Genomic DNA, 14948 nt, shown 5'->3' on the forward strand with positions numbered 1-14948 from the left:
GAAATTATCACATAAGGGAATAAGGAGCAAAATTATGGCAGTAATCGGTATAATCGGCGGCAGCGGCCTGGATAACCCGGACATTTTTTCCAATCCTCGGGACGAGAAGCTTACTACCCCCTATGGAGAACCCTCGTCGCCTTTGAAGCACGGGACCATTGGAGGCACAGAGGTGGTGCTCCTGGGCCGCCACGGGCGGGAGCATACCATACCACCCACCCAGGTAAATTACCGGGCGAACATTGCGGCCCTTAAAGCGGTGGGATGTACCCACATTGTAGCTACCACCGCCGTAGGGTCCCTGCGGGAAGAAATAGGCCGGGGGGATCTGGTTATCATTGATCAGTTTATCGACTTTACCAAACAGCGGAAGATGACCTTTCACGAGTCTTTTGAGCCCCATAATCCCGTGCATACCCCCATGGCGGATCCCTACGACAGCCGGCTCCGGTCTATCCTGATAGCCCAGTGTAAAAAGCAAAACTACCGTTTCCATGAAAAAGGAACCGTGGTGACCATCGAAGGCCCCCGGTTTTCTACCCGTTCTGAATCCCACATGTTCCGCACCCTGGGGGCGGACATCATCAACATGTCCATCTCCACCGAAACCATTCTGGCAAATGAGATCGGCATACCCTACGCCGCAGTGGCCATGAGCACCGACTACGATTCATGGAGAACCGACGAGGAGCCGGTAAGCTGGGAGGCCATTTCAAAGGTTTTTGCGGAAAACGCAGAAAAGGTAACGACTCTGCTGACCGGGATTATTCCGCAGATATAGTGGAGAGGGTCCCTGGTTTAGTCCCGACTCGTCTTCCCACGGATAAAAAGTTGTTCATAAAATGAACAAAGTAGCGGTTGAATGCTTGACATGTTTTATAAAAGACTGCTATGTTTACCCATAATTTTATTCTAAAATGGGAGTGGTAAGGGTGCATTTACGTAGGGAGACATATAAAACACCAATAAATCTCTATCTAGTACGAAAGTACTTGTTATCTGTTACCCCCCCCCCCCCCCCCCCCACGAAATATAATTGTTTATATAGCAAAGAATTAGCTCAATTATCTGATATTGTAATTTCTCAAAATGCGCCAGTTCCCATAATGGGTTATTGGCTTTTTTATATGCCCTTTCCATCCATGCGAAGGGGTATCGGCTTTAAGGAGTCGGAACAGCAACCGGATTAAGTTCCCGATGCTGTTACGGCGCACGGGGAATTATCTGCGGTAATACAAGAAAAAAAACGGGTACAAGAGGTGTACTGTACACTAGGAGTAAATTTGCCCTGGCGATAACACAAACAGTATCCGGTATCGATCTTTATAAATGGGGGGATCGGAGGGGGTAAAAGGCATGTTTTTGGATTTATTTAAGAAGAATATTATCAATCAAATCGTGGCGGCGGATGACGGCAGGGTTCTGCATAGTCCTGTGGAACCCTATTTTCATGCTTTTACTGGGGAGTTCTCCCAAGGCATGCCCTTTACCTTTTATTTTGAGGAAAAAAATAAGCCGATTATGTTCGTCTACGACTCGACCCCAATTGACCGGCGTTCCAGCCATGCCTTGTTTCTTGAGCGCTGTGAGGAGATAAAGGTAAACATTCTACCCATCACCAACTTTATTCAGAAACTTACCGATGATGGATATGTAACGGTACGGCCCCTGGACTTTACTGACCGTCCGGAATTACCCCCTGATTATGCCAACCTGTGGCGCAAATATAAACAATTTTACAGTGATGTTATGAACGGGCTATCCTTTGCCTGCTTTTCACGGTTTGTGCCAGAGCAAAAGTTGTACGATGTTTGGATCAAGTTTAATCCCAAGGTGCTGGCGGGATAAAAGGGTGTTCAGTAGATGCTGGGTAGACAGGGGTAAACGGCTTATCAGCGCGGTGAAAATGTCGTATTTGGCATCTATAGTATCAATTGCAGTAGACTTAAAAAAAGGGGAATTTTGCATATAATGAAAATAACCAAAAGCTTAAGACAAATTATAAAATGGTTCGTACCATTTGGAATAATCGAATATCGATATAAAAAATCAGGGCGCTTAAATGCAGAACGAATACAAAAAGGAAATGATATAGCGATATATTTTAAAAACCTGGATAGAGATAATCAAGACCCAGAAATAGTCAAAATTATTGAATATCTTGAAAGAAACCAATGTTCTATGTATCCATATGAATTTACAAAGAAGTGTTTTTCAGAAAATATTGTCATATATATGGATAAAATATGTAAAATGAACTATGTATTACATGAAAATAAACGGATGTATTTTCCAAAAAACTGGGAAGCAAATCAAATCCGGGAATATTATAACTGGCTTTTAATGGAACAAGATGTAGATTCGCCACATCGTTATGATACAGCAGTATTTCGTGTTCAAGAGGGTGATGTTATCGCAGATTTAGGGACAGCAGAAGGATTCTTTGCATTGTCTAATGTTGAAAAAGCAAAGAAAATATATTTGTTTGAATGTGATAATAAATGGCTTAGAGCATTAAAAAAGACATTTGAACCATGGCAAGAAAAGGTAAGTATAGTAAATAAATATATTTCAGATACTACATCCAAGAATTATATAACTTTAGACGATTTTCTGGACGGAAAGGAAATTAATTTTATAAAGGCTGATATTGAGGGAGCCGAAATAGCACTTTTAAGGGGTGCAAAAAAGACCTTGTTAAATCAAAAGAAATTACAATTCTCTCTTTGTACTTATCATCGACAAAATGATGCAGAGGAAATTAATCAGATATTAACCCAAAATGGTTTTACTACTGAATATTCAAAAGGCTATATTATAACTATATTTGATAGGGATTCAAAAGAACCTTATTTAAGAAGGGGTATAATCAGAGCAAAGAATAATGAAAGTATATAAGAATTATTGTAATAGTGATAATAAATGTGATAGTTTTAAAAAAAGCAATGAAACGTTGAAGGAAATAAAACTTTATTTACAAAGATGTACTTCATATATTAAAGAAATAGATTCTGTGTTTAAAAAGCAAAAATTAGCTCATTTGTAAATAATTATAACGAATAGAGCTGAAACTTTTTATGAAGCGCTTCAACGAGTTTTGTTTACTAATCAATTAATATGGCGGGAGGGACATTCTTTTATAGGGTTGAGGCATTTAGATAAAATACTCTATCCATATTATGAACATGATATAAATAATCGTTTGATCACTAAAGAAGATGCATATAAATTCATAAACATTTTCTTATAATTCTTCATAAGTATTATAAGTATAAAAGCCATGTTCTGCTTGTAGATACTGGGCAGATAATAATTTTGGGTGGGTTTGATCAAAATCAGATGCAAACAATATTTGTTATCTTGATTTTATAAATCCACTACAAGATATATTATTTTCTGAAAACACTTACGATATTTCTTATAGTGATTTTGTTGTAGAGTATAAACAGCGATTGCAGACCTATATTCAAAAATGTTTGATTGATGTCTATAAACTTTCCTATGAAAGCGCTCCATTATTATCTTTGTTTATGTCTGAATGTAACGATAAAAACATGGATATTTCAGAAGGTGGTGCAAAATATAATAATTAGGGAATAACTACTGTTGCTTTGACTAATACTATTAATTCTTTAATAAATATAAAAAATATGTCCATGATTTTAAAATTCTAACTATGTCCGAATTAAAAACTATGATATTAAATAATTATAGTGGTAGAGAAAATGTGCAAAATTATTTCAGAACGAACAGATGCGCTACGGTGTTGATAATGATGAGGTTTTAACGCTTACAAACGATATACTTAAATTCACAACAAAAATAATTAAAGAAAATGCCCCAAATAATACAACCTGTAAGGTTAAATTTAGACTTAGTTCTCCAAACTATATTTCAGAATCTCATAATTTAGATGGTAGAAAGAAAATATGCTATTTGCAGTTCATATCACCAACTTTATTCAGAAACTTACTGATGATGGATATGTAACGGCGCGGCCCTTAGACTTTAATAATCGTCCGGAATTGCCTTCTGATTACGCCAACCTGTGGCGCAAATATAAACAGTTTTACAATGATGTTATGAACGGGCTATCTTTTGCCTGTTTTTGGCGGTTTGTACCGGAGCAAAAGTTGTACGATATTTGGATTAAATTTAACCCCAAGGTACAGGCGGGATGAAAGGTTCTGTAGGTACTAATTTCAATAGCATTTTGTATTTGATAATTATTATTTTATATGCAACAGCAGCATAAAGATCTGCTATTTACTTTAATAAATCAGCTATGGCGTATTGTTTCAGGACCTATAACTATGATACTTATTCCACTGTTCCTTTCACAGGAGCAGCAAGGGTATTGGTATTTGTTTGGAAGTATAGCTGCACTCAGTTCATTGGCAGATTTAGGATTTTCCAATATAGTTATGCAATTTTCAGCTCATGAATATGCATTTTTACATACTGGTGATGATGGGTTGCTTAGCGGCGAAAAAATATATTTACAAAGACTTGGTAGTTTTTTTCATTTTTCAGTTAAATGGGTTTTAACCATTTGTATAGTTGCTTTTCCAATTATTTATATAATTGGCGTTTCTTTTTTTTCAAAAGATAAGGTATTGAGTACTTATTTATTTCCATGGACTTTATATTCAATTGGTTCAGCTGTTAATTTTTATAATAAATCCATTTTATCCTTTTTTGAAGGCCTTAATAGAATTGAAATTATACAAAAGATATATTTCGTTGTTTCTGTTTTCAATACGGCTATAACAGCGATTGTACTTTTCCTTAGCGGAAATATCTATGCATTGTCATTTGGAATGTTGTTGAGTGCTTCCGTAATATTTTTATTTACAATCGGTAGTTTTAAAGATATTATAAAACAAATTATAAATTTATCAAAAGGATATTTCTTTAACTGGAAAGATGAAGTAACGCCCTTATTTATGAAATATGCTTTTAGTTGGATTGGTGGGTATTTTGTTTTTCAGATATATACACCGCTTATGCATTATTTTCATGGACCTATTTATAGTGGTAAAGTTGGATTCACGATTTCGTTGGTTATGGTAATATATAATATTAGTTTTATCTGGATTTCCACAATATTACCAAAAATAAATATGCTCATTTCAAGTAAAAGCTGGAAGAGCCTTGATATACTTTTCAGAAAAAGAATGTTATTATTATTAGGGACTTATATAATTCTGGCTTTGAGCGTAATTATTTTTATTTTACTATTTAAAAACAATATTTTAATATCAAAAATCATAGTACGTTTTTTGCCATTACGTTCAATAATTACATTATTTATATGTTATTTTCTTCAATCATTTGTGGGAATGTTAGCGGTCTACCTACGTGGCCATAAGAAAGAACCATTACTAATATATAGCCTTGTTACTGGCGCACTTGTTTTTATTTTAACATTAATTATTGGAAAATTTATGGCGCCGGAATATTTTTTTTCTGGGTTTATGTTTAGTTATATTGTAGCTATTCCATGGATTTTGTGTATATTTATAAACAAACGAAAAGAATATCGTTTATTATAGTAACAAAATTAGATATGTGAAAAGATAATTATGTTTGATTTTAATAAGTGACGTCTTGTAGAAACAGATAATTTGATTCATGTTGGTAATTATTTGATGCCATATAATATCAAAAAAACAAATAGCCAGAACAAAATCACTCTATCATTTGGAATTAACAAGGATTGGGACTTCGAAAATTATTTTTGTAAAATAAAGCCTCACCCTTTCATCTCAAGAGTATTATTTAGCAATTATATTTATTAATAAAAGGTAATTCAATCAACATTCAAATGAGTTTAAAACACATTTATTATCTAATACTTACACCATTTCAAAGAATGAAATGGTGGTTATTTAATTCTGTTTTTTCTAAAAATGAAATTATTTCTGAAAATAATAAAAATATATTTAGAAAAATATATAAAAATAATTATTGGGCTTCACAAGAGTCGTTTTCCGGAGGCGGTTCTCATATTGAAACAACTATAAATATAAGAAATGCTTTACCTGTTTTATGGGAAGAATATGATATTAAGACTTTTTTAGACATTCCCTGCGGAGATTATAACTGGATGAAAGAAGTAAGCAAAAAAAATATTGTTTATAGAGGGGGGGATATTGTAAGTGAGATTATTGATAGAAATAATCAACACTATAAAGATATAAATATATCTTTCAATGTTTTTGATATAACTAAAGATGATTTACCAAATGTTGATATGATATTTTGTAAAGACTGTTTTCAACATTTATCGTTTAGTAATGTATTTAAAGCGTTAATAAATTTTAAGAAATCAAATTCTAAATATTTATTAACAACATCATATCCATTGACGTGGGTTAATTGGGATATTGCTGATGGTGATTATAGAGCATTAAATTTAAGACTAAGGCCGTTTAATTTGCCTAAACCTATATATAAGCTTCACGAAGGGTCAAAAGGATACCAAATGGAAGTTGACAAATATTTTTATTTATATAAGTTGAAAGAAATTAATATATAGCTATATAAAATTAATATAAATTAATGTCTTATTAAGGAAATAAGATAATGATCCCTAAGATAGTACATTATTGCTGGCTTTCAAACGATCCAGTACCTGAAGATTTAAAAAGATACATGGATTCATGGAAACGAAATTTGCATGGCTACGAATATATTTTATGGGATTTTAATCGCTTTGATATAAGTACTTCATTGTGGGTGAAACAAGCTTTCGAAGCAAAGAAATATGCTTTTGCAGCTGATTATATTAGACTTTATGCCCTATATAATTATGGTGGTATATATCTTGATATGGATATTGAAGTTTTAAAGACATTTAATGATTTATTATATAATCAGATGATAGTGGCTTACGAGGATGACAAAAAGATTGGTTTTGAAGCCGGGTGTTTGGGTGCTGAAAAATATTCTGTATATATAAAGAAATGTTTGGATTATTATGATAAACGGGAATTTATTAATTTTGATGGTATTTATGATACATTGCCTTTGCCAAGAATAATGAATGATCTTATTTTGAGTTTGCTTAATAAAGATAATATTGAAATTTATCATAGTGATTATTTCACTGCGAAATCTTTTAGAACTGGCATAATTACTATTACAGACAATACATATTGTATACATCATTTTGCTGGTAGCTGGCTTTCAGAGATAGATAAAAAAAATATTGAAATACAATATAAAATATTTAAATATTTAGGAGATAGTTATTTTTCAAATTTATTACTTAGATTTATTTTTGTATATAAACATATTAAAAAATATGGAATATGTATGTCTATTAAATATTATTTTTATAAAATATTTAATATTCGATAAAATACTATGTCTATTAATGAGTTATGAATAATAAATCACCACTCGTATCTGTAATTATCCCATGTTATAATAGTGCGCAATATGTAAAACAATCAATATTATCAATAATAAATCAATCATACAAAAACATAGAAATTATTATTACCGATGATTGTTCAACTGATGATTCTTTTTCGGTAATTGAAGGGCTTGCAAGTATCGATAATCGTATTATTGTGATAAAAAATTCTGAAAATCTGAAATTAATTAAAACGCTGAATAATGCGATTGATATAGCCAAAGGTAAATATATTGCACGAATGGATGCTGATGATATATCTATGCCTATGCGAATAGAAAAACAGGTTTCTTTTATGGAATTGCACTCTGATTATGCAATTTGTGGTACGAACGCATGGCATATAAATGAAAGGGGGAAAATCATCGGGAAAGCTATTTTGCCTCTTTCAAATGTAGAGATCCAGAACTCAAAGTTTTGTTCATGTCCGTTTTATCATCCGTCAGTTATAATAAGAAGTAATATATTAAAAGAATTAAATTATAATGAAATATTTATACATACAGAAGATTATGCATTATGGTTAGAAATATTAGATCATTATAAAGGGTTCAATCTTAAAGAAAAGCTAATCAAATATCGTAAACATCAGGATTCTATAACACAAAAATATAAAGATATTATGCGGACAACATTAATACATATTATGTCAAAGTATTTGACAAATAAAGATTATGCTTTATCAACTTTATATATAGATAATATTTTTTTGCAGACAAAATATAATAGGAACATTGAGGTTGATACAATTGTTATAAAAAATATGAAACGTATTCATAATATGAATGGATATAATTTTAATATTTCCAGGAAATATTATAAATATTTTAAGAGAACAAATAATATTATCATCTTTTTTAAAGAGCTATCAAATATTAATATACTTATTTTTATGAATAGGTTGTTTATGTATTACTTAAAAAGAGTTATTTATATATTGCTGTTAGGATATGAGAGATGAAAATTTATCCTTTTGTTCGAGAAAAATATTCAATTATAAAAATGTATTTAAAATGTGCTCGCTTTGATCATTGGGTGAAACAAATATTCATATTTCCTGGCATAATATTCGCATTACTTCTCATTGATTCTTCTGTTATTAATACACGAAGTATTATTTTTGGTTTTTTTGCTACATGTTTAATTGCTTCCGCTAATTATATAATTAATGAATGGCTTGATGCGAAATTTGATAAATATCACCCTACAAAGAAAAATAGGCCTGTTGTTTCCCTGAAACTCAAATCAGGATATATTATTTTTGAATATATTATTTTTTCCATTTTTGGACTTTTTCTGGCATGGATAGTTAACGGCTTTGTGTTTATTTTTGTATTAGCTCTTTTTATTATGGGAATTATTTATAATGTACAACCTTTGCGCTCAAAAGATATCCAATATATAGATGTACTATCAGAGAGTATTAATAACGCATTACGCTTTCTTATAGGTTGGTTCACCGTTACTTCTGTTTATTGGCCGCCGGTTAGTATTGTTTTTGGGTATTGGATGGGTGGGGCATTTCTTATGGCTACAAAAAGATTTGCGGAGTATAGGATGATTGCCAACAAAGAGCAAGCAGGATTGTATCGTAAATCGTTTAAATATTATAGTGAAAAAACGCTTTTAATATCAGCTTTTCTTTATGCATTACTTTCAGTATTTTTTTGTGGTATTTTTATGATTAAATATCGAATAGAATTATTAATTGCAGTACCTTTTTTATGTGGCTTGTTCTGTATTTATTTGAATATTTGTTATAAGTTTGATTCTTCGGCACAAAAACCGGAAAAACTATTTAAAGAAAAAGGATTAATGGCATATATATTATTCTTTATTGTTTTACTTTTGATATTGTTGTTTGTGCCATTGCCATTCTTACAATATTTTTTAGAAACATCATTTATAACATCATGACGATAAAAAACATTTTTCAAATCTTATTAGGAGTATCTTTAAATTCTGTTGCACAACTGTTAATGCGAAAAGGTATGTTGCAAGTTGGAATAATTATATTTGATAATACGCTATTTAATTTAATACCCAAGATTATAAGTAATATTTTTTTATGGTTATCTATCTTTTGTTATATTTTGAGTGCTTTTGTTTGGATGGCAGTACTTTCAAAGGTAGAAGTAAGTTTTGCATATGCGTTTAATAGTTTAGGATTTGTTATTATTTCCGTTTCAGGCTATTTTTTATTTAATGAAAATATTACATGCCTAAAAATTATTGGATTTATTCTTATTTGTAGCGGTGTTTATTGTGTTTCAAGAAGTTGACAAATATGCGTAAATTTAAAAAAGGGAAAATATTTGATTATAATTGTATTATATTAGACATGGATGGAACTTTATATTATCAATTTCCTTTGCGTGTTTGTATAGTATTTATGATATTATGTCATTATATATTACATTTAACAAAAATCAAAGAAGTATTTATATTATGGAAATTCAGAAAATTGAGAGAAAATTATATTGCATCAATTAATAAAGATGATTTCGAAGAAGAATTATATAAAAAATTATCAGAATACTATCATGAAAGTTTAGAAAGCATTAAAAAATTAATTGATTATTGGATTAATGAGCGGCCGTTACCACTTATATATTTTTTTAGGGATAGAAAATTAATAAAGGCAATACAAAAGTTGAAAATGAATGGGATAAAAATTATCGTATATTCGGATTATCCTGTAGAAAAAAAAATCTCAGCCTTAAAAACACTCTATGTCGATTATCAATTTTGCGCTCATGATAAAAACATTAATTGTCTCAAGCCGGACATACAGGGTATTAAATACATCATTGATGTCTTACGGGAATCAATTGAAAATATACTTTTCATAGGTGATAGATATATAAAAGATGGCAAGTGTGCAGCGGGTGTGGGTATGGATTATATTATTTTATCTAGAAATCCTTTTTTAAGAGCATTTCAAATATTTTCTATGTTTTAATATTACGAAACATCACAAATATAACGTGGATGTAATAAAAGGTACTATTTGTATGATACAAGTAAAAATTATAAAAAAAATTTTATTGGTAATTTCGATGGTTGGAATTATTGGATGTTTATTGTTATTTATTCCACAGGTTCGATCTATGATTATCAAATTCATCGAAAAATCAATTCTTCATAGAGAATTAAAAGGTATAAATTTATGGCATCAATATTTATTTGATCTATCGATCAGTATTTATAGCATATTCTTTTTAATTTTAAACATTCTGTATTTGCAATTAAAAAGAATAAAGGTTCTGTCAATATTTGCAGGTCTTATTGGTATTCTCTCATTATTTTGGCTGATTAATACAATTTCGCCTCAATATGATCAACGTATCCATGAATTAGAGACTCTTGGTAGAGAAATAAAAACAGCAGAACCGGTTGGTAGTTTTCTTACAACAGAAGAAGGTGACTTATATCGTTTACAATTTGTATTATCTCCTCGAAAAATCAATTCTGCTGATATTAAAACTCGATATATAATTTGCTATATAAATGATGAAGTACCTAATGACCATGTTTTACTTTTGACTACAGATAATTTTGCATTATATGAAATTGATATGGAATGATATATCTCTATGCTATTTTTTTAAATATTATTTTTGGTATTTCAATTGTAACTTTGCTTGTCAATCTTCCAAATCGAAAAAGCAGCATAGTTTTTGTTTTATCGCTTGGAATTTTAATTGGAACTATTGGATTAGGTGCAATATACGGGGCAATAGCTTTTTTCTTTCCGATTATTTATAATAACCGCATTCTTATTGATACATTAATAACCTTATGTGTATTTATTCTTGCTTGGCGAAAAGGTTCTTTTGAGCGGATCATTGGTAAAATTCATTTTCGAAAAAAAATAGATGTTCTTAATTTAATAATGTTTTTTTATGGAATATTTTGGTGTTGTATAATTGTAGGCGAATTATACATGGAGCCTGATGGTGGCTTTGATTCATGGATGATGTGGAATCTAAAAGCCCGTGCGCTTGCAGCTTCTGGTGGAGATATATCGGTAACATTATTAAATGGGTATCAAAATAGTGATTATCCTCTACTATTACCGTATATTAATGCGAGGGCATTTCAGTCATTTGGAGCATACTCGACTATTATACCCCGCATTACTATGCTTCTTTTTTACATTGCATTTATGGGGGTATTTATCTCGTTTGTTGCTCTCCTGAAGGGGCGTCTGGTAGCATGTTTTGTTATGGGTATTATGTTTTCTATACCCTATCCGCGAAAAATTTTTATTTCCCAATATGCTGATGGTCCGATTTTTACACTGTTTATGGCGCTTTTTGCTGTAATATGGCTTAATGAAATATTTAACAAAGCCGAACCAGGGAAAGAATATTATCATATTTCGTTTATTTTACCAGGGATATTGCTTGGTGCACTTATTCTGATGAAAAACGAGGGCATTCTTCTTGCTGGTAGTTTTTTTTGTGTATATATTCTTTTTCATTTTATTGAAAAACGTACTTCTATAATATCTAAGGTAGTATTACAGATGGCTTTAGGATCATTATTATTTATTATGTTATTTTTTTCCGCTCGAATTTATTATCCTACTGAAAATGCTTTTATATCGACGAATATATTGGAAAAATTCCAAGGGTTTATCGATATATCCCGATACAAAACAATCGCAGTTTATCTTTTTAAAGAAATATTTTCCGATCACTGGTTATTCATTCCTGTTTTGCTTTCATTTGTACCATTTGTACTAGGATTTATTTCTTGTTGGAAAAAGGCGACAATTATTATGTTATTTCCAATTGTTATTTCATTTATAGGATATATGGCGATATACCTAATAATTTCAGACAATCTGCAGTGGTATCTTCGTTTTACTATCGATCGTGTTATTTCTCATTTAGTACCGGCATATCTTTTATATCTGATTATAATAACCCGGGTTCCTTTAAGATATCAAGATAGAAATCTCGAAAATTATAATTTTCAAGGAAGTATTTTACAATAATGGAGGATAATTCTATCCTTGAAAATAAAGAAATAAAATTAATTTCTAAATTAATAATCTTTGTCTTATTCTTCTTATATTTATACCCCTTAAAGTTTATTTTTTTTTCTGGTATAAGTACTAGATTATTTATAGGAGGCATTGGTTTTATTTTATTTGCTACTAAACGGCTAACAACATTACCTAGCAAGATATTTATTGTTAAGAAAGAATGGGCGGTAATTTCATTTTTATTGTGCTTTATATTAGTTATCTCTCTTTTGACTAATATGATAAATAGAACGTCGGAAACTCAATTTACAACTTATCCAATATCAATGATAATGATATTTTTTGCTGCATATTTTATATCAACTATTCTAAAATTAAACTATGGATGTATTAAATTCGAATTAATAGCTAACTATATCGTTATATGCATTTTCATGCAAATGATATTTGCCATTTTAATAATTATATTTCCTTCATTTAGAGGTATAGTAAATATGTTGTCTGATGAATCTGGAGGTATACATTTTATTAAAAACGATATTTTATTGCGAGTAATTGGTTTAAGTAGTCATTCATTTGGCGCTGGCGTTATTAATAGTTTTGGCCTACTACTAATATCATTAATGATAAAACAATATGCTTTAAAATGGAATGAATATTTATATCTAATATTTGGGTTTTTTTTGGTGAGTATTGTCGGTTGTATGATGTCAAGGACGACTGTTGTTGGAATTTTATTGTCGTTCTTTATATTGATTCATAAATCACTGATATTAAAATTCAGGTTCACCAAGAAATTTCGGTCTGGATTAAAATCAATAGTTTTTATTATTATATTTGGCACAATTTTATTATTCATATTGTTCAATGATATAATTATGAATTTAGAAACTTTTTTCCGTTATGGTTTTGAGTTTTTATATAATCTTTCTGAAAAAGGAGATCTAAGCTCAGCGTCTACAGATCAATTAATTGATATGTATAAAACTATTCCTTCTGAGATAAAAACATGGATTATTGGAGATGGATATTGGGCCGACCCCTTGGGAGATGGATATTACATGCATACTGATGTAGGTTATATGCGAAGTATATTTTATTATGGGTTGATAGGAACTCTTATTTATTATGCATATGAAATGGCGCTTATATGGTTCGCGGATAGAAAGACGAATAAAGAGTTTCAGCTTTTTTTTGCTATAAGCGCAATTCTCTTATTGATTTGTAGTCTAAAAGGTTTTACGAATTTTACATCATTTGTTGCAGTCTTTTTGTTTTGCAAAAAAGATAATATTTGTAATCTACACAATAGATAAAACAAGTATAGTTTCAATCTAATTAATCTAAAATTAGATGCTAAGCTAGATTCTGGCTTAAAGGAAAATATGGCAAATAAGATAAATATTCTTGTTGCAAGTATGTACCCTGGTATTTTTGGCGGCATAGATAGGTGTATTATGAATTATGTAATAAATATGAATCCTGATAAATTTCAATTTGATTTTATTTGTTATAGTTATCATAATGAGCAGCCTGGTTGCAGGAAAGAAATAATAGATAATGGAGGACGAATATTCATAGTTCCAGGAAGAAAAAAAAATATTTCTAACTATAAAATGTTAAACAAAATATGTAAAAATAATTATTATGATATTGTATGGGTAAATCTGGGAGATTTATTTAATATTCGTTTACTGAAAATTGCACGCAAACACAATATTAGAAAACGTATAGTGCATGGGCATAGTATTGGTAGCGAAGCTGGGATTATAAGTCGCCTCGTTCATCAGATAAATAAAATATTATTACCAAAATATGCAACTGATTTTTGGGCATGTTCAAAAATAGCAGGCGAATATTTTTTTACAAAGAAGATACGTTGTTCTTCTTCTTTTAAAATTATTCATAACGCAATAGACGCAAAAAAATTTAATTTTAAAAACGATATAAGAAACATGAAAAGAAAGGAACTCAACGTTGATGGAAATTTTGTTATTGGTCACGTTGGACGATTTTCACCTGTAAAAAATCATCAATTTCTTGTTAAAATATTTTATGAAATATACAAAAAGTGTCCTGATTCAATACTTTTATTGATAGGCGAAGGTGAATTACGTACAGATATTGAACGACTTGTTAAATCACTGGCATTAGAAAAAAATATCTATTTTCTTGGACATCGTATGGATATGCCTGAATTGTTTCATGCCATGGACGTATTTGTCTTTCCTTCATATTTTGAAGGTTTGGGATTAGCCGTAGTTGAAGCTCAAGCTGCATCATTGCAATGCTTTGTTTCGAAAACAGTACCCACGGAAGTTAAGATAGTTCGTGATTCGGTTTCTTTTATTGATATAAATGAAACCGCAGAAAAATGGGCGGATGAAATATTGCAAAAGAAATATTATCAAAGAATTAGTACTTTGGAGGAAATGAAAAATCAAGAGTATGATATAAAAACAGAATCTAAAAAAATGGAATTATATTTGAGTTAGTTACATTTCGACAGAATGTGAATTAATTTTTAAT

General features: G+C 30.5%; 16 protein-coding genes. All 16 read left to right on the forward strand.

All coding sequences use genetic code 11. The annotated features are described in order from the left end of the window. Positions 1–34 precede the first annotated feature (34 nt). Positions 35–781 (forward strand): S-methyl-5'-thioadenosine phosphorylase, encoded by a 747-nt coding sequence (gene mtnP, locus TREPR_RS01105; protein ID WP_015706422.1) that lies wholly within the window; start codon positions 35–37, stop codon positions 779–781. A gap of 575 nt (positions 782–1356) precedes the next feature. After that, positions 1357–1848 carry a hypothetical protein gene (locus TREPR_RS01110; protein WP_015706424.1) on the forward strand — a complete coding sequence of 164 codons (492 nt, stop codon included), beginning with the start codon at positions 1357–1359 and terminating at the stop codon, positions 1846–1848. 123 nt (positions 1849–1971) lie between these two features. Continuing rightward, complete coding sequence (locus TREPR_RS01115; RefSeq protein WP_015706425.1) at positions 1972–2898, forward strand: FkbM family methyltransferase; 927 nt, start codon at positions 1972–1974, stop codon at positions 2896–2898. A gap of 154 nt (positions 2899–3052) precedes the next feature. Next, positions 3053–3250, forward strand: a complete 198-nt coding sequence (locus TREPR_RS19200; RefSeq protein ID WP_425358174.1) for a pyruvate formate lyase family protein — start codon at positions 3053–3055, stop codon at positions 3248–3250. A 679-nt stretch (positions 3251–3929) separates the two neighbouring features. Further along, positions 3930–4181, forward strand: coding sequence for a hypothetical protein (locus TREPR_RS01120; RefSeq protein ID WP_041610963.1), 252 nt, complete (start codon positions 3930–3932; stop codon positions 4179–4181). Positions 4182–4238: 57 nt separating this feature from the next. Further along, positions 4239–5555: an MATE family efflux transporter gene (locus tag TREPR_RS01125; RefSeq protein WP_015706427.1), complete on the forward strand. Its 1317-nt coding sequence runs from the start codon at positions 4239–4241 to the stop codon at positions 5553–5555. Between the two features lie 272 nt (positions 5556–5827). After that, entirely contained in the window at positions 5828–6541 is a 714-nt protein-coding gene (locus tag TREPR_RS01130; protein WP_015706428.1) for a class I SAM-dependent methyltransferase, read from the forward strand. Between the two features lie 47 nt (positions 6542–6588). After that, positions 6589–7365 (forward strand): glycosyltransferase family 32 protein, encoded by a 777-nt coding sequence (locus tag TREPR_RS01135; protein WP_015706429.1) that lies wholly within the window; start codon positions 6589–6591, stop codon positions 7363–7365. Between the two features lie 23 nt (positions 7366–7388). Next, a complete protein-coding gene (locus tag TREPR_RS17720) occupies positions 7389–8384 on the forward strand; it encodes a glycosyltransferase family 2 protein (protein WP_015706430.1) in 996 nt (331 codons plus the stop codon). Next, complete coding sequence (locus TREPR_RS01145) at positions 8381–9340, forward strand: UbiA prenyltransferase family protein (protein ID WP_015706431.1); 960 nt, start codon at positions 8381–8383, stop codon at positions 9338–9340. Before TREPR_RS17720 ends, TREPR_RS01145 begins: the two co-directional genes overlap by 4 nt. Next, complete coding sequence (locus TREPR_RS18065) at positions 9337–9705, forward strand: SMR family transporter (protein ID WP_015706432.1); 369 nt, start codon at positions 9337–9339, stop codon at positions 9703–9705. Before TREPR_RS01145 ends, TREPR_RS18065 begins: the two co-directional genes overlap by 4 nt. A 5-nt stretch (positions 9706–9710) precedes the next feature. Next, the gene (locus tag TREPR_RS01150; RefSeq protein ID WP_015706433.1) at positions 9711–10385 is read left to right on the forward strand and encodes an HAD family hydrolase; all 675 of its coding nucleotides are present in this window, start codon (positions 9711–9713) and stop codon (positions 10383–10385) included. Positions 10386–10437: 52 nt separating this feature from the next. Continuing rightward, entirely contained in the window at positions 10438–11010 is a 573-nt protein-coding gene (locus tag TREPR_RS01155) for a hypothetical protein (RefSeq protein ID WP_041610964.1), read from the forward strand. After that, the gene (locus tag TREPR_RS01160; protein ID WP_015706436.1) at positions 11007–12428 is read left to right on the forward strand and encodes a hypothetical protein; all 1422 of its coding nucleotides are present in this window, start codon (positions 11007–11009) and stop codon (positions 12426–12428) included. The genes TREPR_RS01155 and TREPR_RS01160 overlap by 4 nt, the downstream gene beginning before the upstream one ends. After that, positions 12428–13735 carry an O-antigen polymerase gene (locus TREPR_RS01165; protein ID WP_015706437.1) on the forward strand — a complete coding sequence of 436 codons (1308 nt, stop codon included), beginning with the start codon at positions 12428–12430 and terminating at the stop codon, positions 13733–13735. The genes TREPR_RS01160 and TREPR_RS01165 overlap by 1 nt, the downstream gene beginning before the upstream one ends. A gap of 69 nt (positions 13736–13804) precedes the next feature. After that, on the forward strand, positions 13805–14914 hold the full coding sequence (locus TREPR_RS01170) for a glycosyltransferase family 1 protein (protein ID WP_015706438.1): 1110 nt from the start codon (positions 13805–13807) through the stop codon (positions 14912–14914). Positions 14915–14948 lie beyond the last annotated feature (34 nt).

The sequence above is a fragment of the Treponema primitia ZAS-2 genome, from assembly GCF_000214375.1.
Classification (GTDB): Bacteria; Spirochaetota; Spirochaetia; order Treponematales; family Breznakiellaceae; genus Termitinema; species Termitinema primitia.